The organism is Advenella mimigardefordensis DPN7 (assembly GCF_000521505.1).
Lineage (GTDB): Bacteria > Pseudomonadota > Gammaproteobacteria > Burkholderiales > Burkholderiaceae_B > Advenella > Advenella mimigardefordensis.
Window position 1 is genome coordinate 4194101 of the sequence record NZ_CP003915.1, and the last position, 23267, is coordinate 4217367.

Below are 23267 nucleotides of genomic sequence, written 5' to 3' on the forward strand. Positions count from 1 at the left end.
CATTGCATTTTATGCTCATGCAAATTGCGCCCCCCTAGTGCAGCGCCGGCCCGGGCATCCGCCTTAACGGTTGTTCCCCCGCCGACAGGTGAAGTACATCGCGCAGGTCGTTGCGCTGATCCATCAAGTCGTTCAGGGTATATTTGTCCAGCACGGCCAGAAATGCCCGGGTGGCTTCGCGAAAAACAGGCGGCAGTTTGCACGGACCCTCGATGGCACAGGACGAACAATCGACCAGATCCATGTCACCTTCCGTATGACGCACCAACTGACCAATGACGATTTGCTCCGCCGGCATGCCCAGCCTGATACCACCGTTGCGGCCGCGCAGCGTTTCAATATAGCCAAGCTGACCCAGATGCTGCACCACCTTCATCAGGTGATTCTGGGAAATATCGTAGGCGCGCGCAATTTCTGCGATAGAGGAAAGCCCATCGTCGCGCGCACCCAGGAAAATCAGTACCCGCAGGGCGTAATCAGAGTATTGGGTTAGTCTCATATCGTTCTCGGTATGCACCTTCACGGGTGTAATAATTCTTCAATTTAATATTCATTTTACTTGCATATTATCATTTTCTGCAATAAGATGTATTTTAAATGAATGTTATAAGCGAAGCGCAGATGCTCTGCAACTGGGCCTAACACGTTTGAAATTGCCACATTTGCCATTTCACAAGCGCCATCGCCCTTGCCTCTTTTTCATAGACCACGCTCGGTGCAGCTTGCCTGCCAGGCGTTGTCATGCCCAACTCATTGTCGCAACCAACTACAGGAGCTCTTCACATGTCTCAACCCGTCGTTACTGCCCTGACTCCCGAAATAATCCATACCATACAGGCAACCGTCCCTGCCCTGCAGACCCATGGCGCGGCCATTACCTCGAAAATGTATGATCGGCTGTTCCAGGATGAACATATCCGTAACCTGTTCAATCACGCCAATCAGGCCAATGGCCAGCAGATCCATGCGCTGGCTGGCGCGATCCTGGCGTATGCGCAAAATATCGACAATCTGGGCATATTACTGCCGGCAGTAGAACGAATCGCCCAGAAACATGTGGGGTTTCACATCCTGCCTGAACACTATCCGTATGTTGCCACCGCGCTGCTGGGTGCGATCAAGGATGTACTGGGCGATGCAGCAACCGATGACATTCTTCATGCCTGGGGCCAGGCCTATTGGTTCCTGGCGGGCATTTTGCAAAACCGGGAAAGCGCCCTGCGCGACGCTATCGAGCAGGCACCCGGCGGCTGGACCGGCTGGCGCCAATTTGTGGTTAGCGAAAAAATTCGTGAAAGCAGCATCATTACATCCATCATTTTGCGCCCAGCGGATGGCGGGAAGGTGATTCGCCATAAGCCAGGCCAATACATCACATTCCGCTTCAACGCACCTGAACAGGCCGGTATCAAACGCAACTATTCTATTTCTTGTGCCCCCAATGGCGAGTACTATCGTATCTCGGTCAAACGCGAAGAAGACAGCCAGGGAGGTTCGCGCTTCATGCATGATCATGTTCAGGTTGGCACCACACTTGAAATAACTCCGCCGGCAGGTGATTTTTATCTGCCCGACAGCCCCGAAAGACCGGTGGTCCTGCTCTCTGGCGGTGTAGGCCTGACACCTATGGTCAGCATGCTTGAAACCATCTACCAGCAACACCCGCAATTACCTGTGCATTACGTGCACAGCACCATGAGCAGCCAGACCCATGCCATGGGCCAGCATGTGCAGACACTGGCGCAAAAACGGGCCCATACAAAGGTATCAACCTTTTATAGTGAGCCGGTCGCAGCCGACCAGCCCGGCCAGAACCACGACGTATCCGGCATGATTTCACTCGACTGGCTAACCAGCAACACACCGGTGCAGGATGCCGACTATTACATTTGTGGACCCCGGGAGTTCATGCGGGTGTTTGTTAACGGGCTGGCCGCCAATGGCGTACCTGCAGAGCGGATTCATTATGAATTCTTCGGCCCGACCGACGAACTGCTGGCTGCCTGACATCGTTTTTGCACGGACAGATTCGCGTGGCCCACGCATGCCGCAACAGTAGTCCGGCCGCAACCTCAGTCTCGGATCTGGCGTTATGGCAGGCCCGCCACCCCTGCCTGCTGTATATCTCAGCGACTTGTGCGACCCGCGATATAATCAGATAACTTCATCAACAGGCCGGAGTACAGTATGCCCCGGCAGCGCATCCGGGTTATATGATTATTCTGTCCGTACTGTACATCATCGCTATTGTCGCCGAATCCATGACGGCGGCACTGGCTGCCGGTCGTCGCAATATGGACTGGGTCGGCGTCTGCCTGCTGGGCTGCGTTACCGCACTGGGCGGCGGATCAGTACGGGATATTGTGCTGGACCATCATCCCTTAAGCTGGGTCGCCCATCCGCATTACCTCATCATCACATCTGTGGCTGCGCTGGCAACCATTGCATTGGCGCGCATTATGCACCGCCTGTACCACTTCTTCCTGTTACTGGATGCCATCGGCCTGGTTGTCTTTACGATCATCGGCTGCAATGTCGCACTGGCGCTGGAGCTGCCTTTGACGGTGGTCATCATCTCGGGCATGCTCACCGGCTGCGTGGGTGGTGTCCTGCGCGATATCCTGTGCAACGATATTCCGCTCCTGTTTCGCAGTGAGCTATACGCAAGTGTGTCTATCGTGACCGGCCTGCTCTATGTCGCCGGCCTGCGTCTTAATATTAATCATGAGCTGGTCATGGCCATTGCGCTGCTCGCGGGCCTGACCTTACGTATGCTGGCTCTGCGGTTTAAGTGGAATATGCCCACGTTCATCTACAACCGCGATGGACACTGACCGTTGCGGTGCACGACACCGTATTCGATAAACAGCCCACGCCCCGACCGCCGATCAGTCCGGGTGGCTGGCAGATAACCTGCCCCTTTTTTCTCCCTAGGAAATACCCTAACCCGCACTGGTATTGCCCCTGCGTGGACCCATCGATTACGGTCAACTGGCTCTGTATGTACAGCGGTATTAACGGTACATTCGTCTCCCAAAAGCAAAAACAATAAGCGATATACAGGAGACAATTGATGAATATTGATAGTAAAAACCAGTTGCAACACTCGTTAAAGCCGCGGCATATGTCAATGATCGCACTCGGCGGCGTGATTGGCGCAGGGCTTTTTGTCGGCAGTTCGGTCGTTGTAAAAAATGCCGGCCCGGCGGCGCTTATTTCCTTTCTGATTACCGGCATCCTGATCATTCTGGTCATGCGTATGCTGGGCGAAATGGCATCCTCGCTGCCGGTTGTCGGGTCGTTCTACGAATACGCCCGCAGTGCTTTTCGTGAACAGCCTGGCAAGGCTGAATTTGCCGGCTTCATGACCGGCTGGATGTACTGGTATTTCTGGGTCATTGTCGTCGCCATCGAAGCCATCGCGGGCGCCAAACTTATCCAATTCTGGCTGCCCAATATTCCTTCCTGGGAAATCAGTCTCACGCTGATGGCGGTCCTTACCATCACCAATCTGTTCTCGGTCAAATCCTACGGAGAATTTGAATTCTGGTTCTCCTCTATCAAGGTCGCCGCCATTGTCGTGTTTCTGTTTCTTAGCGGAGTGTACCTGCTGGGCATGTGGCCCAACCATCAGGCGGCAGGTCTGGGCGAAATGCTCAATCACGGCGGCTTTATGCCCAATGGCTGGGGGCCCGTGCTGTCCGGTGCCGTCGCCGCGACAGGCTTTTACTTCGGCGCCGAGATTGTCACCATTGCTGCCGCAGAAACCGCCGACCCGGCCAAATCCGTGGCCAGGGCAACCAATTCGGTCATCAGCCGGGTGCTGTTCTTCTACGTTGGTTCGATATTTTTCGTTGTCTGCCTGGTACCCTGGAATTCAGAGGCCATTTCCACCCCTTATGTCAGCGCATTGCAGGTCATGCAGATCCCCTATGCGCCGCACATTATGAATGCGGTCATCCTGGTGGCAGTGCTTTCATGCCTGAATTCAGGTCTATATGCCGCTTCTCGTATGATCTTCGCGCTCACACGCAATGGCGATGCGCCACAGGCACTGGCCAGCGTATCAGAAAACGGCGTGCCCATTCGAGCCATTATTTTTTCCACGCTGTTCGGCTACGCCGCCATCGTCGTGTCGTACTACTCGCCTGACGGCATCTTCCCGTTTCTGGTGGAGTCTTACGGCACGGTGGCGCTGGTGGTCTATATTCTGATTGCCATCTCGCACATCCGGTTGCGCCGCAGAATGGAACAGAACTGCCCCGAAAGAATCCGGGTTCGCATGTGGTGCTTCCCTTATCTGAGCTATCTGGCCATTGCGGGTATGCTCAGCATCCTGGGCGCCATGGCCTTTTTACCTGAGCAGAAAAAGGCGTTCTGGTTCGGGCTGATCAGCCTGATCATTTGCGCACTTGGTTTTCTGCTATCCAGATTCTGGCGCAAACAAAAGACATTTGAACCCGTCGTCACCCGCCGGGTACTGGAACGCTAATGCATACCGGGATCATGCACGGGGCCGCTACCAGGTGATGCCTTGCTTGATCCCAGGTCTCTTCTGAACCGCGGTCTTTACTTTTACTTATGCAGACCGGGTGCAGGTTTGGGAAACGGCGTTGTTAAATAACCAATCCTTGCAGATGGCAGACAGCGGCATGCGATCATTTTGTCTGACCCGCAACATATTGACCTGCCTTACTTCAATCTCACAAACCGCTCCATTGCGGCCGGTCATGGCATCCCGAAAATACCGGTGATGCAGCGGGCCGCTTAGCCACAACGCATCTCCCTGGCGCATGGACCAGGCCACCTGTTCCGCCAGAATGCCATACAACACAGCATTATGCTGTTCCTTACACAGGGTTATTTCATTTGTGTATTGATCTCGTTGCTCACTGCAGGTTTCAACTGCGATGCGCAACACAGCCAGGCCATCCGGAAAATAGCGCAGGCATGGATCGGCGACCAGGTCACCCTGCACAGTCATTTCATTAAGATATTGTCGCATCGCGCGCTCCATGTGTTCAAAGCACAAGGGCGACCCTGCGCCGCCCCCGCCTGTTTAACTACCGGTTCAGGGTTTGTCGGGCGCAGCCCGCCTGCCCGCAAGCCCCGCCTGCCTACCCTATTTCTTCAGGATAGCCTTGGTAATGGTATCCACGTTGTATTGCATCATCTTCAAGTAGGTTGAGGCTGGTTCATCCGGTCCGGACAGTGCATCCGAATATAATTTACCCCCCACGGCCACATTGGCTTCCGAGGCAATTTGCCTGATCAGTGCCGGGTTGCTGATATTTTCCACAAACACAGCAGATCCTTTGTCTTCCCGGATCTGACGGATAATCGCAGCGACATCTGCGGCCGTCGCTTCTGTTGCCGAAGACGTGCCCTCGGGCGCCAGCAACGTCAGGCCGTAGGTCGCGCCCAGATAACCGAAGGCATCATGCGACGTAATCAGTGTGCGTTGATCTTTGGATAATGCAGAGAACGCCGCTTTGACCGATTCATTCAGTGCTTGCAACTTTTGCGTATACGCACTGGCATTCGCCTTGTATGTCTCGCAGCCGGCGCTGTCTGCCTTGCATAAGGCATCCGCAATATTTTTTACATAGATAACGGCATTGGGCACAGACTGCCATGCATGGGGGTCAAACTCGCCATGATCATGTCCTTCGTGTCCATGGTCATCATGACCCTCTGCATGATCGTGGTCGTGACCGTGTTCCCCATGCCCATGGTCGTGATCTTCGTGATCGTGCCCATGTTCTTCCTCAGCGTTTTTCAGGGGTTCAATCCCTCTGGTCACCTCTATCACCGGGGCCTTGGTCTCGCTGGACTTGGCCAGCCGTTGCATAAACGTATCGAACTGCAGACCGTTAACCAGCACCAGATCAGCGCGCTTGAACGCGATCACGTCGGCCGGCTTGGGCTCGTAAGCATGCGCATCGCCGTTGACGGGAACGATGGACTTGACCGTGACACGATCCCCACCCACCTCGCGGGCGAAATCCTCAATAATTGAAAAGCTGGCCACGACATTCAACGGCGCGGCGCTGGCGCCTCCCGTTAAAGCCATGCCAATAGCACTGGAAATAAAAAGCTGCTTGAACACACTGTGCACGTGAAAACCTCTGAATGAGAATGGGAGCCGCGCGGCTTCGCACGGTAGAAATGAATAGGAAATAGGGTATGCAATTACAGTGATGTTATAACATAACAAATATATCGTCAATAAATTCAGTATTTAACGTTGCCAAGACCAGCACTTCCGTGCTCTTTTCTGTACAAAAAGAATCGGGTATTCTTGAGCCTGTGAAGGTAAGGAGAAGCCTTCGCTAATAATTGATTCAATAAATAAGCAAAAGGAGTAAAGTACGATGCAGTATTTAGACGTACTGAAAACATTTTTTGATACCGTCGGCGGTTGGGTGTGGGGGCCCGTCATGCTGGTGTTCCTGGTAGGTACCGGTATCTATCTATCCCTTCGACTGGCGTTTCTGCAATTTACCATGCTGCCCTTTGCACTAAAGCAGGCGTTTACGCCACATGCAAAAAACCGCGATGGCAGCGATAATCAGGGCGATATTTCTCATTTTGGCGCACTCATGACCGCACTGTCTGCCACCATCGGTACCGGTAATATTGCCGGCGTGGCAACAGCCGTCGTGCTGGGCGGTCCCGGCGCTGTGTTCTGGATGTGGATCACCGCCATTTTCGGTATGGCCACCAAATTCGGCGAAGGCGTACTGGCGGTCAAATACAGGATCGTCAATGAGCGCGGTGAGATGTCCGGCGGCCCAATGTATTACATTGAACGCGGCCTGAACTGGAAATGGCTGGCCATTCTGTTCGCGCTGTTCGGCACCCTGGCCTCTTTCGGTATCGGCAGTTCAGTGCAATCGAACTCGGTGGCCCATTCCATCCAGGCCAGCTTCGGCATTGATCCCATGACGACCGGCATCGTCCTAACGGTCTTTACCGCGATCGTGATTCTGGGCGGCATCAAAAGCATTGCCATTGCCTCATCATTTATTGTGCCCTTCATGGCCATTTTCTATGTCGTTGGCGGTCTGGTCATTATTTTCATGCATCTGGATCTGCTGGGCCCTGCCTTTGCCACGATCTTTCGTGATGCTTTTAGTGGTGAAGCCGTTGCCGGGGGCGCCATTGGCACCGTCATCCGCTATGGTGTCGCGCGTGGCGTGTTTTCAAATGAAGCCGGGATGGGTAGCGCACCCATTGCCGCTGCCGCTGCAAAAACCGACCATCCGGTACGCCAGGCTCTCGTCTCCATGACAGGTACGTTCCTGGACACCATCGTGGTGTGCAGCATTACCGGCCTGGTGCTGGTGATGGGCGGTATTTATACCAATGGCGAGACCGGTGCAGCACTCACTACTCAGACGTTCAATCAGTTGTTGCCTGGCCCTGGCGGCTGGATCGTCACCGTCGGGCTGGTCTTCTTTGCCTACTCCACCATTCTGGGTTGGTGCTATTACGGTGAAAAATGCGCGTCCTATCTGCTGGGCGAGTGGTTTGTACTGCCGTATCGTATTATCTACGTGGCCAGTGTGATGATTGGCACCATTGCCAGCCTGGATCTGGTGTGGGCCGCTGCCGATACCTTCAATGGTCTGATGGCAGTGCCCAACCTGATCGCCCTGGTTCTGCTCTCGGGCGTGATCGTTAAGGAAACCCGCGACTTTGTGGCGAAACGCAAAAGTGGCGAACTGCCCTAATACGATATAGACCGGTGGTGCTGTCGTTAAACATGACGGCTGCGCTGCCTGCCACACCGTTCTCCCGGTGTGGCACACACCCTCGGGTTACCGCCCTTCAGCGATAGTCGCCGATATTCTTCTCGTTCAATTGCACCGCGCCACCAGTCAGATCGGCCGGATCAAATACAAAGGCTTTCCCAAAACCCTGCACCAGCGTACCACGCGTCGGTGTCAGCCGAAATAGTGTGAAATCGTCCAGTGTCGCAAGCAGGCTAACCGTTTTCCCTGCACGCTCGGTCAGCAGGGCGATTGCCTTGCCATATTCATCTGAATCCTTATCCACTGCACTCGCCATTGCCCGGTAATTCAAACGCAATCGCGCATAAATATTGCGCGCGCGGCTTTCGTCTTCAATCAATAGAATATCCAGTTCAGGTTGCGCTTTCAGGTTAACGCCATGAATGGCAAGGCCCGACACCAGAATGTAGAAGTTGCCGTCCATATGCACAAACGGGGCATAACTGGCAGCGGGTGTATGCGATGCGCTGGTGGTTGCCATGATCAGGCTCAGGCACTCGTGCTGCAAACGATCGATCTCGCCAGTGAGCGCTGCCATATCCGTGTTGCTATTCATTGGTGATTCCATGCTGTTCTATTGATGATACCGGGCACTTCAGAGATCTGTCGGGTTTAGCGGGTATGATCATACAAGCACGGCAGCAATATCCTGGCAGTGATGATCTCCATGCCACTGCCATACCACTACTTCCCGGAGAGCAACGATGGCCGACTCAGCCAAACCCATTCACCATGCAGCAGACCAGGGGTATAGCCTGGCGGCAGACACCTATGCTCAGGGACGCCCGGATTACCCGCCGCAAATAACGGCCTGGCTGACCGGGACACTAGGTATTGATGCACATACCACTGTGGTGGACCTTGGCGCCGGTACCGGGAAGTTTACCAGATACCTGCAGCAGACCGGCGCCCGGGTGATCGCGATCGAGCCGGTGGCGTCCATGCGCGACCAATTGTCCGCCTATGCACCAGGCGCAACGATTCTGGAAGGCTCTGCAGAAGCGCTCCCACTGGCAGATGAATCGGTGGATGTACTGGTGTGCGCCCAGGCATTTCACTGGTTTGCCACCAGCCAGGCGCTGGATGAAATCCACCGCGTGCTGCGGCCGGGCGGACGGCTTGGTCTGGTGTGGAACAAACGGGATACACAACAGATGTGGGTGAAGCAATTGGACAATATTGTGAACGCCTACGAAGGCGATGCGCCGCGCTTTCATTCCGGCAAGTGGCGCGACGTTTTCCCCCATGCGGGGTTCGGACCGCTGCAGGCTTCGCGTTTTGCCCACGGCCATACCGGCACACTGGACACAGTGGTGATCAATAGAAGCCTGTCCACCAGTTTCATCGCCGCATTGCCGCCGGCGCAGAAGGAACAGGTCAGGAACGATATTCTCGCGCTGATTGAAAAGACACCTGCATTGAAAAATCAACAGCAGGTGACCTTTCCCTATGAAACCCTGGCCTATTGCGCAGTTAAACGGTAAGACCAGGGCACTGCTTTATGGCTGTTTTATGAACCGCCATCGTCTATCAGGCGATGGCGATCCTTGTCTCGCTCTCAATCCCAGTATGTTTCCCTTTGGCCGCCCTTCATTGTTTCCAGCAGTGCGACGGCATGGCAGATCCTGTCCAGAACAGAGTCGAGCATATCGCTGTAGAAATGATTGCGGTGCATATTGATACCCCTTAAAAAAAGAAAAATACATAGATTCGAGCGGTCGCGGCAGGGAGAAAAAGCGCTGACTGCCAAACCTCTCACAGGATATACAGCAAATAGCGTGCCAGTTCGCACAAGAAGGAACTCGGGTAAATCATTGAATAATCAGGACAAAAATGCCCTTTATTAGTACAAACCCTAGGAAAATGCACAAAACACGGGCACCGTGCGCTTCGCTGTGACATGGCCAGGTGGGCGGCGTTGTCCGGGCAAACCCATCGCTTTGCCACGCTCCGAATACCTGCCGTCGCCACGTTGTGCTGGCCTACATCGCCGGTTATGATGATCAAAATTGACAGCGTCCTACAGGATAACGACATGAATCAGGTTTTTTTTCGTCCGCTACTGCTGCCTATAGCGCTGGCGATAACGTGCATTGGCAGCGCAAGCGCAGGCGCCACCTCGCTTCAGGGTACTGCAATGTACCGCGAGCGTATCGCCACACCACCCAACGCCACATTCGACGCCCGGCTACAGGTAATGCAGGCAAATAGCACACCAGACAGCCCCCTGCGCAATACCTACTGGAAGCTGGTCTCCCTTCATGGCAAGCCGGTAGTGGCACATGCCCAGCAGCGCGAAGCGCATATTGTGTTCGCCTCCGACGACAACCGGCTTTCGGGCAGCAGCGGCTGCAATCGCATGATGGGTGTGTTCGAAAACAAAAACGACCAGTTGAAAATCAACAACGTGGCTGGTACCAGGATGGCCTGTCGCGAGGGTATGGAAGTGGAAACACAGTTTTTGAAAGCCCTGCTTACCGTCACGCGGTTCACTATCCGCGGTGAGCATATGGATATGCTGGACGCCACCGGGGATATTGTGGCGGGATTCAACGCTGTCGCCCTACAATAATCGGTCTGTATGCTGAGTCCGCTTCGGGCGCAGCATATGATCACGGCTTGTACCCTTTCTTTTTTATCTACCTTCACCGCAGCAGAGTTTTTCATGTACAGCATTCTGGCGCTTTTTCTACACGGCATTATTATCGGATTTGCCGCAACCCTCATTCTGGATATCTGGGCGCTGGTCGCCAAACGCGCCTATGACGCCGCACCCGCCAATTGGGGCCTGGCTGGCAGATGGTTCGCCCATATGAGAACCGGTGTCTACCGCCATAACAATATTGCAGACGCGATACCAGTACGCGGCGAACGGATGATCGGCTGGATCATGCATTACCTGGTCGGGATCGTATACGGCATCATGGTTGAGGCCATCTGGTTCTTCCAGAACGCCACCTATCCGACCCTGGCCGCGCCATTTTTGATCGGTCTGCTGCTGGCAACCTGCGCCGCGTGGTTCGTTATGCAGCCCGGCATGGGCCTGGGTTTCGCGGCGCGCAAGACACCTGACCCGCTACGCATGCGTCTGCGCACGATCGTTAACCACATTGTGTTCAGCTTTGCCCTCTACGTGAGCGCTATCGCACTTTATGATTATCTTGCCTGAATACGTGCCTCGCGTTGCCGCTGTTCCCGCAGATGAACCTCATGTCCGTCCAAACTGAAGTGCACCCGGTACTGCACCAGTTTGACGGCCAGCGCGCGATACCTGAACATATAGCGCAGGCCAACCAGCATCGCCAGTATGCCTGCCGCTGCCCCAACGCCCATTGACCAGCGCGGGCCAAACGCATCGGCAACCCAGCCGACTATCGGTGCGCCGATCAGCGTGCCGCCCAGCGCAATCGCCATATAAATCGCCATCACGCGCCCACGCATGGCCGCGTCGGTGGACATTTGCACCGTACTGTTCACGGTCGTATTGAACGTCTGCGCCGCGATCCCCAACACCACAAGCACCACGCCAAAAAACCAATAATTAGGCGAGACGGCAGCCAGCACACAGCCGAAACCAAAAATACCCGCGCCGCTCAACACATATGCAATACGCGAACGGGCACGACGCGCTGCCAGCAACGCACCGCTAACCGAGCCAATGGCCATGGTTGACGACAGCAAACCGTATTCGTTAGCGCCCACATGAAACGTAGTCACCGACATGGTCGAAATATAAATGGGAAAATTAAGTCCGAATGTCCCTATCAGAAACAGCATCATGAACAGCGCTTTCAAATCCGGCCGGCTCCACACATAACGAAACCCCTGGACCAGGCTGCCGGCCGTACGCGGTGCCCGTTTGGTTCGGTTAAGATCCTGCACTCTCAGATGCAATAGTGAGGCAATCACCGCCAGATATGTGATGGCGTTGATCAGAAACACCCAGCCGATACCCACGCCGGCTATGAGCACGCCGGCAACGGCGGGGCCAATCATGCGGGCTGCGTTGAACGAGGCCGAATTCAGGGCAACTGCATTGGATAGATCGGTATCGCCAACCAGTTCAGACACAAAGGTTTGCCGGGCCGGTGCATCAAAAGCCGTGACACAGCCCAGCAACAGCGCAAAGACATACACATGCCATAACTGCACCAGGCCGGTAAGCGTTAACACCCCCAGACCCAGCGCCAGCAATCCCATGGCGGTCTGAGTGGCAATCAACAATTTGCGTCTATCCATGTAATCGGCAGCCATGCCGGTCACAGGCAGAAGAAAGATCTGGGGGCCAAACTGCAGCGCCATCACGATACCCACCGCAGTGGCGTTATTTTGCGTCAAATGGGTGAGGACCAGCCAATCCTGTGCAGTACGCTGCATCCATGTACCAATATTGGACACGATAGCGCCGCCTGCCCAGATTCGATAATTCCGAATGGCAAGAGATCTGAACGTGCCGCTTTTAATCGTAGCCACAACTGCCTCCGACGATGCCGAAAAAGATTGTGAAAAACGCCGAAATACGGGGGTCGTCGTCCCGCTCAAGTGGGCACGACAGGCGACACGAGGTCGTCGGCGGTGATGCTGCGCGTAAAATGCCGCCGCAGTTGCGGTCAGTGGTTAACGAGTCGCTTGAGCAGCTCTATGGCTTTGGCCAGCGATTCCTGTTCTTTTGTGTTGTAGCAGGCGTGAATCTCACGCAGCAACCAGTCTTCCCTGGCGGCGCGACTGGCCTGAATCATGGTAAGAAAACCGGGGGTTAATGACAGAATGGTTTGACGACCATCGGCCGGATCGGGCGCACCCTTGATATGGCCTGCCGCTTCCAGACCGGCTACCGTCGCCCCCATCGATTGAGACCTCACCCCTTCGGCGCGCGCCAGGGCGGTCACCGTGGTGGGCCCGTCGCGCTCCAGCCGCAACAATACCGAGCGCTGCGAAGGGGTAAACTCCCCCGCGCTGGCCTGGGCACGCAGCTTACGTGTAAACGAGGAAATCAGAATGCGCAGCTCTGCAGCCAGTTCTGATACCCGCGCCTGTTCGGGACTCAACGGTTTCTTATCCATATGTGCCATACTAGCAGATAAAAAGGAAAACTACACAGGTAACCTTCTTTTCTGTCGGGCATTTGTCTTTCTGTGCATTTCCGACACTGAATGACGGTCACAAGCCAGCTGCCCTCATCGTGGGCGAAGGTCGTCACGAATGCTCCCGTGATGCACCGGGCGTGCATCACGATAGGAATGACAGGGTCGCCATCAGGTCGCCGCCCTGCCGCTACATAGACAGTCAGGCCACCTGGCTGTCCAGTCGTTCGCGAACGTCTGCCAGCGCTTTGGGCAAACGCTGCTGCAGCCTGGTGAACAGCTCCTCGTGCAGACCCAGCTCACGCCGCCACTGTTCCTGCTCGATAGTGGTAATACGCTTAAACTGTGCTGCATCAAACGCCAGGCCATCCCAGGTAATATCTTCAAAACGCGGCGAAACGCCGAACAGATTTTCCGCACCCTGGGCGGTGCCATCGATGCGCTCCAGCATCCACTTGAGTACACGCATATTTTCGCCAAATCCCGGCCAGATGAACTTGCCGTCATCATCGGTCTGGAACCAGTTCACGCAGAAAATATGCGGCAGTGTGGCGCCAGACTGCTCCAGCTTTTGTCCCAGGTTAAGCCAGTGCTGGAAGTAGGAGCTCATGTTATAGCCGCAAAACGGCAGCATGGCGAACGGATCACGGCGCACCACGCCCTGCGCACCCGCCGCTGCGGCGGTGGTTTCAGAGCCCATTGTCGCGGCCATGTAAACACCTTCGACCCAGTTGCGAGCTTCGGTCACCAGCGGCACGGTGTCGGAGCGCCGGCCGCCAAACAGAAACGCGTCAATCGCCACGCCTGCCGGGTTGTCCCATTCAGGATCAATGACCGGGTTCTGGGTTGCGGCCACGGTAAAGCGGGCATTGGGATGAGCAGCCTTGCGTCCCGAGTCTGGTGTCCAGTCCTTGCCCTGCCAGTCAATCAGGTGCTCGGGCGCAGGACCCATGCCTTCCCACCACACATCGCCGTCATCAGTCAGGGCGACATTGGTAAACAGCACGTTTTCCCGCAGCGAAGCCATACAGTTATAGTTGGTTTTCTCATTGGTACCCGGCGCAACGCCAAAATAGCCGGCTTCGGGGTTGATCGCGTACAGGCGGCCATCCGCGCCCGGCTTGATCCAGGCGATATCGTCACCCACTGTGGTGATTTTCCAGCCTGGCAGCGACGCCGGCGGAATCATCATGGAGAAATTGGTTTTACCGCAAGCCGACGGGAACGCCGCCGCAACGTGCATTTTCCTGCCTTCGGGTGATGTCACGCCCAGAATCAGCATATGCTCGGCCATCCAGCCTTCGTCACGTCCCATATTCGAGGCAATCCGCAAGGCAAAGCATTTCTTGCCCAGCAACGCATTGCCGCCATAGCCGGAACCGTAAGACCAGATCTCGCGGGTTTCTGGAAAATGCACGATATATTTGGTCTTGTTGCAGGGCCAGGAAACATCAGCCTGATCCGCTGCAAGCGGGCTACCCACCGAATGCACGCAGGGAACAAACTCACCGTCCGTTCCCAGGACCTCATACACCTTGCGTCCCATCCGGGTCATCAGCCGCATATTGACAGCCACATAGGGGGAGTCAGACAACTCAACACCAATGTGAGCGATAGGCGAGCCCAGCGGCCCCATGGAAAAGGGAATCACATACATGGTACGGCCACGCATGCAGCCATCGAACAGGCCATCCAGTGTTTCGCGCATTTGCGCAGGCGCCTGCCAGTTGTTGGTGGGGCCCGCATCTTCTTCTTTTTCAGAACAGATAAATGTGCGATCTTCCACACGGGCTACATCATCGGGATCAGACCAGGCCAGATAGGAGTTCGGACGCTTTTGCGGATTCAGTTTGCGCAGGGTGCCCGACTGAACCATCAACGCACACAGGCGATCATATTCTTCCTCGGAGCCATCACACCATTCGATATGGTCGGGCTGGGTCAGCGCAGCGATTTGTGCCACCCAGGCTTTCAGGCCGGCATGCTGCACCCATTCGGGCGCATTGATTTGAAGTGAAGGTTCAGGACGAGCAGCATTCATAGTGTATTAGTCTCCGTTATTCTGGCAAATGCAAAAACGCCTTGTTTGAAGGCGTTTTGGCAACAATGCCCATAGTGCCGGACCGAACCCGTCAGTGCACGGGCGTGAAAAGCAGTCCGGTATGACGCATCATTCTAATACCGCATGACGATTATGTGTATGCTTTCCGGATTGCGCGTTTCAACTTGTTGCCTGTGTTACGTTCAGGAGTTCAGGTGCAGCTTTACCGTCATTGCGTTTGTGAAGTCATTTTTTTGCACATGCACATCATTTCATCACGGTTGAAATAGCATGATTGGCCAATTAATGTTGCGATGCAGCATCGTGACGCCGGCCCGCAAGTGGCGATTTTGCTGCAAGCGGGCCGCAATGAGATAAGCACTATGTCAACGTGCCACCACACTGGCGGCAACGGCAGAACGCGCCTTGATATGCTTGCTGTCGGTCCTGACTGTTTTGATAGAAGCCGCACTCACCGCAGAAATGATACCCACGATGACGGTATAACCCACGACCATCCACGGCTGGCCATTATTCTCGCGTAACAACGCCGTCGCGATCAACGGCGTAATACCCGAAGCAAAGATGCCGGAAAACTGATACACAAATGAAATACCTGTATACCTCACTCGCGTATCGAACAGTTCGCAGAACAATGCGGCCTCCGGGCCATATACCATGGCGTACAGGATACCGAAGGGGATCACGATAGACAGCCACACGATAAATACATTATCAGAGAAATTGACCATCAGCCAGAAGGCCGGAATGGCAGAAAAACCGGTAATCAGCGAGCCCCAGAAATAGGTACGGGTGCGTCCCAGCCGGTCTGACATCGCTCCGAAATACGGAATGAACACGCACATGATGACGGCAGCAATCATGACACCCGTCAGCGCATCGGTACGCGACAGATTCAGGTTCTTGGTCAGGTAGCTGATAATGAAGACACCGAAGATGTTAAAGAATACGCCATCAATATAGCGCGCACCCATCCCCTTGAGAATGTTCATAGGGTAATTTCTGATCATCTCCACGAAGGGAATCCTGCTTTCTGCGTTTTGCGCCTTGATCCGGGCAAATTCAGGACTCTCCTTGACGGCTAACCGGATATACATCCCCACGAAGACCAGCAGCGAGGACAACAGGAACGCAACACGCCAGCCCCAGCTCATGAATTGTTCGTCCGTCAGCAGCAGCGACAGCAAGGCAACCACGCCAGACGCCAGGCACAATCCGAGCGACAGGCCGATTTGCGGCAACGATGCATACAACCCTTTTTTCTCCGGCGGCGCATACTCATAGGTCATCAGCACCGCACCACCCCATTCTCCGCCAAGACCAATACCCTGCAACACGCGGAAGAACAGCAATAAGGCAGGCGCCCAAAGGCCGATACTTTGATAGGAAGGAATCAGGCCAATGGCAACGGTTGAAACGCCCATGATCATCAGTGTCATGATCAGGGCACTTTTGCGCCCGACTTTATCGCCAAGATGACCAAATATAATGCCGCCCAGAGGACGGGCCAGAAAACCCACAGCAAAAGTAGCGTAAGCCAGCAATGTGCCAATATAGGGATCTTCTCCGGGGAAGTACAGATGATTGAACACCAGACCTGCAATCACGCCATACAGAAAAAAATCGTACCATTCAATGGTCGCGCCCACCAGAGAAGCCGCGACAACCCTGCGCAATCCTTTTTCGTCACTCATTATATTGTCTCCAAGTATTGATGTATGTACAGCGTTTATGTCGAACTGACGCGTCCACGTGCAACGGCATGTGGCTGCGTCTGTGCTGCCGTTTTTCTAATCATCCTGCAGGCTTGCTGCTACCGTGGGATGTTCAACCGAACCCTCCTTCAGACCGGCCAGAGCCGGCACTTCGACGCCAAAAGCATGCTCTCCCGCCTGTGCATCCTCAAGCACAAACGCCGCAGCTCTTTCAGCGACCATGACCACCGGCACATTCGTATTACCAGACACCAGCGCAGGCATGATCGATGCATCGACCACGCGCAGTCCCTGCAAGCCCCGAACAGCCAGCCGATGATCGACCACGGCCATCGGGTCATCTGCAGGTCCCATCTTCGCGGTGCCCGATGGGTGAAAAATAGTGGCGCCGTTCTCCCGACAGAAATGCAGAATTTCGTCATCACTGCGCACATCGCGACCAGGTTTCACCTCACCCTTCATCAGGGACTGCAGCGGCGGCGCATCAGCGAGCTTTCTGGTTAAGCGCACGCCGGCAATCGCCGTGCGGCGATCCAGATCGGTTGACAGGTAATTGGGTTGCATCGCGGGCGCCTCGAACGGGTCGGTTGAGCGAATACGCAGGTAACCGCGCGACTCGGGGCGTAACTGACACACGGAAAATGTGCAACCTGAAAAGTCGTGGACCTGGCCACCGGCCATATCGGCCGACAGCGTGCCAAAATGAAACTGCACATCCGGTCGCGCATCGGACTCGGACAAGGCATTGCAGAACAGGGCCCCCTGATTGATGCCGATGGCCAGCGGGCCGCCGCGCAACAGTGCCCATTGCAGCCCCATCTTTGCCCTGCCACTCCAGCTGCGCAGCAGATCGTTGGTGGTAATCGGCTTGTTCACTTCATAGATCAGCCTAAACTGCAAATGATCCTGAAGATTCTCGCCTACGCCGTTGAGCGTATGTACCACTGGAATACCCAGCGGACTCAGATGGTCCGGATTGCCAATTCCCGACAATTGCAATAATTGCGGAGACTGCAAGGCGCCCGAGCACAGGATCACTTCGCGGTTCACGTTTAAGGTCTTGATTTTTCCGTGCTGACGATACTGGACTCCCGTCGCTTTTTTTCCACGAAACAGAATTTTCATGGCTTGCGCTTCGGTTTCAATGCGCAGGTTCGGGCGTTGCCTTGCCGGGTTCAGATAAGCGACCGCCGTAGAACAGCGCCGTCCATTGCGGGTCGTCAGTTGGTAGTAGCCAACGCCACGCTGGTCGCCCGTATTGAAATCCTTGCGCGTGGGTATGCCAAGACTGTTGGCAGCACCGATCAGCGCATCCACCAATTCGTGCCGTTTCGGAATGGACGTTGCATTCAGCGGTCCCTCGGTACCATGCGTCGGACCGGCGCCTAGATCATTGTTTTCGAGTTTACGAAAATACGGCAGGCAGGCCTCCCAGCTCCACCCCGGGTTGCCCAGCGCTTCCCAGTGATCATAATCCTCTTTCTGTCCCCGGATGTAGATCAGACCATTGATGGAGCTGCTGCCTCCCAGGGTTTTGCCTCTTGGCCAGTAAATCCTGCGATCCAGCATATTATGATCAGGGTCGGTATAAAAGCCCCAGTTCAATCGCGGGTTGAACATGGTCTTGCCGTAACCGATAGGAATATGAATCCACAAATTGCGATCCGCCGGCCCTGCCTCAAGCAGACACACGGAATATTTGCCGTTCTCGCTCAGTCGGTTAGCCATCACACACCCGGCTGAACCGCCGCCGACCACTACATAATCCACACTCTCCAGCATCTCTTGTCCACCTGTTTTATTTTGATTTGATGGGTCAAGTGTGCGTCTGACGAGCCGATATTTTTTAGGGGTATACACCAATCATTTCAATTTTGAAACGATAACTGGCATTTTCATTTCACTTACCGGAACGCAGTATTTCAAATAATTGGATATTTAATCTTTTTTATTTCACAATGGACACAGAGACATCACCATGACCACAAACAACCACGATTCGAAACATCTGCGTATTCTGACTGTGATAGAGCATCTGGCCTGCGCCAGTTATCCGCTGTCACTGGCGCAGCTCGCCCAGCGAACTGCATTACCCAAGGCCAGTGTCCTGCGACTTCTACAACAATTGCAGGAGTCCGCCTACGTTACGCGACTTCCCGACGATCGTGGTTATGTACTGGGCGCCAACTCGCATCAAATGGCGCTGTCTGTACTCAGCTCCACACACTTTGATCGCATGTGCCGGCTGCTGCTTGGCAAGCTTGTCGCTGCTACCGGGGAAACCTGCAATCTGACCGCACTGGTCGACAACAAGGTGCATTACCTGGCGCGCGTCGAACCCGACAGCGATATGCGCCTGCAACTGCATCTGCGCACCGGCACCCATGTGCCCTTGCATTGCACTGCCAGCGGCAAACTGTTTCTGGCGATGATGCCCGACGTACATCGCAAGCGTTTGATAGACACGCTGCCGTTACCGGCCATGACGCCCAAAACCATCACAGACCGTCAGCGTCTTGCACATGAATTGGGATTGATTGCACAACAGAGAATCGGCACCGATAACGAAGAGTTTGTCCGAGGCATGGTCGCCATTGCCGTGCCGGTGCAGGATGAGCGCGGTCGTGTGATCGCGGCGGTTGCCTGCCACACCCCGACTGCCACACATTCCTTTTCTGAGCTGTTCACTTTCTCCAGCATGATGCACGACACCGCCCTGGCGCTGGGCCGTGTGTTGACCAGCAACGCAACGCCTGGCGATCAACGGGAAAGCGATACCACGTGATGATCCATTTTCCTTATTCCATCAACAGCCTTACCCAATAGCCTTCAACTACTGATCCATAGGTGATTTCATGAACAAACGATCTTTTTTGTGTTCCCTGGCCGTGTCCACTATCGCATTGGCTCCGGGCATGTCCTCTCCGGCCTTGGCGCAAAACGACACGATTAAAATTATCGTTGGCTATCCTGCAGGTGGCATTCTTGATGCGCTCGCACGCGCAGTCGCTGAGGAATACAGAAAAACCAGCAACGGCCAGGCTTACGTTGAAAACAAGCCGGGCGCCTCTACCATGATGGCGGCAACGGAAGTGGCAAGGGCAAAGCCGGACGGGCGCACGATCCTGCTCTCACACTCCATGCCTTTCACCAGTTATCCTTATACATACGCCAAACTCAATTACTCACCCGATGATCTGACACCAGTCGCCAATCTGGCCAACGTGCCGATTGTAATTTCTACCGGCAGTGTCCAGCCGTACAAAACGATTCAGGCATATTTGACTGCAGCCAAGGCTGACCCGGCACTTGGCGCGGTCGGCCTGGCCGGATTGGGTGGTCCGACGCACTTTGGCGTGCTGCAAATGTCCAAACATCAGAACGTCAAGCTCGAACCCGCCTCATATTCAGGTGGCCCGCAACTGGTCAATGATGAAATGGGTGGCCATGTACCATTAGGCGTAGATGCGGCCGGAGCACAGATGGAACTGTATCGCGCCGGAAAAATCCGCTTTCTGGGATTGGCCGGCACTCAGCCAGTGAGCTTTCTGCCTGGTGTTAAGACGCTGCATGAACAGGGTATTGAAGGATTCGAGAACGTCAAAATCTGGTATGGCGCCTATGTGCCCAAAGGCACACCACCGGAAACCATCGCCCGTCTGGAAAAATCCTTTATCGCCATCGCCCAGAATGCCGGGTTACGCAAGAACTTCGAGAAACTGGGCCTGGAGCTGACCGGTGAATCAGCTGCCAGCATGAAAGATTTACTGGAGAAGGAAAATAAAATATGGGGGCCGATTATCAGGGAATCAGGCTTTAAGGCCAATTGAGTCAAGGCGACCCTTGAGCGGTCGCCACAGGGGTTCGCCTGCCAGCATCATACCTGCCGGTACAGATACCACGCTCGCTGCATCTCACGTGAACGGTGAGCGCGCGGACGCACGCAATGAATATTACGACGCATCAGGCCAGCACGGCCTGCCTGAGCGCGGCGGCCAGCGTCACCTTGTCCATCTCGGAAGTGCCCACAAAAATCAGCGGACCCGCAAGCATCATATGTGTTGCCGGAGCCAGTCGCACCCCCTGGCCTGGCACATAGTGCAAAACGCAAGTCTGTTTTTTTGCTCCCAACTGAACGATACCCTTGGCACGCAAAACTGACGCAGGCATTTGCCGGAAAACGGCACGCAAGCGCTGCTCGTCAAACGCCCCGCCCGCTTCAAAACTGAATGACTCAAATGACTGCCCTGCAGACTCTGTTGCCCCTCCTTCAGTAAATAACCCTGTACCGGTGCCCTCGATAGCGAATGCCTGCCGTTTTGCAGACGACAGCAAACATGTCCAGTCAAACTGGCCATTGCTGCCGACAAAAACAGGAACCTCCGGCGCCATCTCATGCAGCCTATTCAATACCTGCTGGCGTCTGCTCACATCCACCAGATCGATTTTATTGAGCAGAAGCATATGGGCGGCGGCAATCTGCGTTTTCACCATATTGCCGGTATATCGATCATCACACTGTTCAAGTACGTTGGCAGCGTCCACAATTGTGATAATGGACTGCAAGGCGAATCCCTGGCCAAGCGCACCGATCTGCGCAATTTTTTTGGGATCACTGACGCCGCTGCCCTCGATAATCAACCCATCAAGATTGGCCGCCTGTTTTTCAATTGTCATCAGCGCATTCATCAACTCACCGCCCATAGAACAGCACACGCAGCCGTTGCGCAGTGAGATAACACCATCCCCGCTGACAGACTGTATTAATGAAGCGTCGATATTGACGGCGCCAAAATCATTGACCAATACCATCAACCGCAAGCCATGAGGCGCCTGCAGCAGATGATTGAGAACCGTAGTTTTTCCGGCCCCCAGGAAGCCGCCGAGCACGGTCAGCGCAATGGCATGGTTCATGTTTCTATCTGCGGGCAGGGAAAGATCGTGCCGCCCAGAACGGTGCCCCAGATTCTGATGTCCTTGAGTCTGACCGGATCAACCTGCAGCGGATCTTCTTCAAGAATGGCAAAATCGGCCTGCTTGCCGGTCTCAATACTGCCGATCCGATCATCCAGCTTAAGCGTATAAGCGGCCCCCAGCGTCATGGCATGCAATGCCTGCTGCACTGAAATCCGGTTTTCCTCGCCCAGCACACGGCCGGACGCAGTCATTCTATTGACGGCACACCATGCAGTAAACAGAGGCGCGATGGGCGTGACAGGCGCATCCGAGTGCAATGAAATGGGCACACCTGCTGCCAGCGCTGTCGCTGCAGCATTCAAGCGGTTGGCACGTTCGGGGCCCATGGTCATTTCATAATGCGCATCGCCCCAATAGTACAGATGATTGGCGAACAGATTGGCGCATACACCAAGGCTGGCCATGCGCCGAAACTGTGCCGTGCTGGCCATTTGGCAATGCTGCAGGGTATGTCTGTGGTCGCGTCGCGGACGGTTGGCCAGCACGGCTTCCAGGGCGTCCAGTGCCACATCGGTCGCCTCGTCGCCATTGGTATGAATATGCACGGTCAGGCCGGCATCGTGATAGGTTTGAATCAGCTCACGCAACTGCTGTGGCGGGATGACCCAGATGCCGTTTTCCTGTGCGCCCGCAGGCGGTCTGTAATAATATGGCCAGCGCAGCCTGGCGGTAAAGCCCTGAATAGAACCATCCACGATCAGTTTGACAATACCAAAACTGAGTTTGTCTGAGTTGTGTGCGATGCTGGGCAAAACCCGGTCCAGTCCCTTGCCCTCAGGGTCACGCAAGGGCGCATAAGCGGGGACCAAACGTAGCGGAAAAGTGGCGCCACCGGTGGTCGCTTCCAGACTGGCCAGCGTTTCTGCACTCAGGTCATTCACCAGGTCGGTTGCTGTAGTCACGCCGGCCAGTTGCGCCACACGTGCGAAATTCCAAATGCCATGAGTGGTTTGCCCTTCATCAAAATAGACGTTACCAATCTTGCGGAACACCAGATACATGGCAGCAAATTCCTGCAATTGGCCCGTCAGCCTGCCTGATGCGTCGCATTCAACGCCATCTATGCCTGAATCGGTCGTAATGCCGGCCATCTGCAACATGGCCGTATTTACATTCATTAAATGTATACTGGCATGAAGTACCACTACCGGTCGACTGGATGACACCTGATCCAGATGACGGGTCGTCATTCGTTCTCCCTGGAAATAGATCGGGTCAAACCCCCAGGCACACAACGTTTTGTTCTGATCCGCCATGGCCTGTTCGGCCTCCTGCAATCGCGCAACGACGGCGTCCAGTGTTTTCAGGCCCTGCCACAAGCGTCCGTCCGGACCGCGCCTATCGTAAAAGCCTACATAGACAAAGCTCCACATACCACCTTCGAGCAAATGACTATGCCCTTCTATCATTCCGGGCATGATGTATTTGTCAGCAAACCGATCATCCACCACCGCCTTGCCCCAGCCCTGTAACGAGGCCAGATCGCCGGCCCCCAGAATCCGGCCGTCCCGTACCGCTACATGCGTGGCCCGTGGTTGCGCGGGGTTCATGGTAATAATGCTGCGCGCACGATAGATGCGGGTCTCGGCATTGTCCGACAGTGGTTGCGACATGTTTATTCCTCCTTTATCTG

Annotated in this window: 20 protein-coding genes; 9 read left to right on the forward strand and 11 right to left on the reverse strand. The window is 54.9% G+C overall.

Annotated features, from left to right (window positions below; translation table 11 throughout):
• Positions 1 to 34 precede the first annotated feature (34 nt).
• Positions 35 to 499 carry an Rrf2 family transcriptional regulator gene (locus MIM_RS19260; RefSeq protein ID WP_025374395.1) on the reverse strand — a complete coding sequence of 155 codons (465 nt, stop codon included), beginning with the start codon at positions 497 to 499 and terminating at the stop codon, positions 35 to 37.
• Between the two features lie 284 nt (positions 500 to 783).
• Here MIM_RS19260 and hmpA point away from each other — a divergent pair, with 284 nt between their 5' ends.
• From hmpA to MIM_RS19275, 3 genes are all read left to right on the forward strand, one after another.
• Entirely contained in the window at positions 784 to 2007 is a 1224-nt protein-coding gene (hmpA, locus tag MIM_RS19265) for an NO-inducible flavohemoprotein (protein ID WP_025374396.1), read from the forward strand.
• A 206-nt stretch (positions 2008 to 2213) separates the two neighbouring features.
• Positions 2214 to 2834, forward strand: coding sequence for a trimeric intracellular cation channel family protein (locus MIM_RS19270; protein ID WP_025374397.1), 621 nt, complete (start codon positions 2214 to 2216; stop codon positions 2832 to 2834).
• 239 nt (positions 2835 to 3073) lie between these two features.
• On the forward strand, positions 3074 to 4492 hold the full coding sequence (locus tag MIM_RS19275) for an amino acid permease (RefSeq protein WP_144084691.1): 1419 nt from the start codon (positions 3074 to 3076) through the stop codon (positions 4490 to 4492).
• Positions 4493 to 4579: 87 nt separating this feature from the next.
• Here MIM_RS19275 and MIM_RS19280 read toward each other — a convergent pair whose 3' ends face one another.
• Both MIM_RS19280 and MIM_RS19285 read right to left on the reverse strand, forming a co-directional pair.
• Entirely contained in the window at positions 4580 to 5005 is a 426-nt protein-coding gene (locus MIM_RS19280) for a single-stranded DNA-binding protein (RefSeq protein WP_025374399.1), read from the reverse strand.
• Between the two features lie 117 nt (positions 5006 to 5122).
• Positions 5123 to 6109, reverse strand: coding sequence for a metal ABC transporter substrate-binding protein (locus MIM_RS19285; RefSeq protein ID WP_025374400.1), 987 nt, complete (start codon positions 6107 to 6109; stop codon positions 5123 to 5125).
• 265 nt (positions 6110 to 6374) lie between these two features.
• Between MIM_RS19285 and MIM_RS19290 the strand changes: the two genes are divergently transcribed.
• Positions 6375 to 7736 (forward strand): alanine/glycine:cation symporter family protein, encoded by a 1362-nt coding sequence (locus tag MIM_RS19290; protein WP_025374401.1) that lies wholly within the window; start codon positions 6375 to 6377, stop codon positions 7734 to 7736.
• Between the two features lie 97 nt (positions 7737 to 7833).
• Here MIM_RS19290 and MIM_RS19295 read toward each other — a convergent pair whose 3' ends face one another.
• Positions 7834 to 8352, reverse strand: a complete 519-nt coding sequence (locus MIM_RS19295) for a HugZ family pyridoxamine 5'-phosphate oxidase (protein ID WP_025374402.1) — start codon at positions 8350 to 8352, stop codon at positions 7834 to 7836.
• A gap of 148 nt (positions 8353 to 8500) precedes the next feature.
• On the opposite strand from MIM_RS19295, the gene MIM_RS19300 reads away from it, so the two are divergent.
• From MIM_RS19300 to MIM_RS19310, 3 genes are all read left to right on the forward strand, one after another.
• Positions 8501 to 9280 carry a class I SAM-dependent methyltransferase gene (locus MIM_RS19300; protein ID WP_025374403.1) on the forward strand — a complete coding sequence of 260 codons (780 nt, stop codon included), beginning with the start codon at positions 8501 to 8503 and terminating at the stop codon, positions 9278 to 9280.
• Between the two features lie 551 nt (positions 9281 to 9831).
• A complete protein-coding gene (locus MIM_RS19305; RefSeq protein WP_025374404.1) occupies positions 9832 to 10368 on the forward strand; it encodes an META domain-containing protein in 537 nt (178 codons plus the stop codon).
• Positions 10369 to 10461: 93 nt separating this feature from the next.
• Positions 10462 to 10965, forward strand: coding sequence for a DUF2938 family protein (locus MIM_RS19310; protein ID WP_025374405.1), 504 nt, complete (start codon positions 10462 to 10464; stop codon positions 10963 to 10965).
• On the opposite strand, the gene MIM_RS19315 is transcribed toward MIM_RS19310, so the two are convergent.
• The 5 genes from MIM_RS19315 to MIM_RS19335 all read right to left on the reverse strand — a co-directional run bounded on the left by MIM_RS19315 (position 10953) and on the right by MIM_RS19335 (position 18439).
• Positions 10953 to 12269: an MFS transporter gene (locus MIM_RS19315; protein ID WP_025374406.1), complete on the reverse strand. Its 1317-nt coding sequence runs from the start codon at positions 12267 to 12269 to the stop codon at positions 10953 to 10955. The two genes, MIM_RS19310 and MIM_RS19315, sit on opposite strands and share 13 nt — an antisense overlap.
• A gap of 137 nt (positions 12270 to 12406) precedes the next feature.
• The gene (locus MIM_RS19320; RefSeq protein ID WP_025374407.1) at positions 12407 to 12859 is read right to left on the reverse strand and encodes a MarR family winged helix-turn-helix transcriptional regulator; all 453 of its coding nucleotides are present in this window, start codon (positions 12857 to 12859) and stop codon (positions 12407 to 12409) included.
• Positions 12860 to 13082: 223 nt separating this feature from the next.
• Positions 13083 to 14921 (reverse strand): phosphoenolpyruvate carboxykinase (GTP), encoded by a 1839-nt coding sequence (locus MIM_RS19325; RefSeq protein ID WP_025374408.1) that lies wholly within the window; start codon positions 14919 to 14921, stop codon positions 13083 to 13085.
• A gap of 386 nt (positions 14922 to 15307) precedes the next feature.
• Positions 15308 to 16636, reverse strand: coding sequence for an MFS transporter (locus MIM_RS19330; protein WP_025374409.1), 1329 nt, complete (start codon positions 16634 to 16636; stop codon positions 15308 to 15310).
• Between the two features lie 96 nt (positions 16637 to 16732).
• Positions 16733 to 18439: a GMC family oxidoreductase gene (locus tag MIM_RS19335; protein ID WP_025374410.1), complete on the reverse strand. Its 1707-nt coding sequence runs from the start codon at positions 18437 to 18439 to the stop codon at positions 16733 to 16735.
• Positions 18440 to 18635: 196 nt separating this feature from the next.
• Here MIM_RS19335 and MIM_RS19340 point away from each other — a divergent pair, with 196 nt between their 5' ends.
• Positions 18636 to 19442 carry an IclR family transcriptional regulator gene (locus MIM_RS19340; protein WP_025374411.1) on the forward strand — a complete coding sequence of 269 codons (807 nt, stop codon included), beginning with the start codon at positions 18636 to 18638 and terminating at the stop codon, positions 19440 to 19442.
• A 70-nt stretch (positions 19443 to 19512) separates the two neighbouring features.
• On the forward strand, positions 19513 to 20487 hold the full coding sequence (locus MIM_RS19345; protein WP_025374412.1) for a Bug family tripartite tricarboxylate transporter substrate binding protein: 975 nt from the start codon (positions 19513 to 19515) through the stop codon (positions 20485 to 20487).
• A 133-nt stretch (positions 20488 to 20620) separates the two neighbouring features.
• On the opposite strand, the gene MIM_RS19350 is transcribed toward MIM_RS19345, so the two are convergent.
• A complete protein-coding gene (locus MIM_RS19350) occupies positions 20621 to 21571 on the reverse strand; it encodes a CobW family GTP-binding protein (protein ID WP_025374413.1) in 951 nt (316 codons plus the stop codon).
• Positions 21568 to 23247, reverse strand: coding sequence for an amidohydrolase (locus MIM_RS19355; protein ID WP_025374414.1), 1680 nt, complete (start codon positions 23245 to 23247; stop codon positions 21568 to 21570). Before MIM_RS19355 ends, MIM_RS19350 begins: the two co-directional genes overlap by 4 nt.
• Positions 23248 to 23267 lie beyond the last annotated feature (20 nt).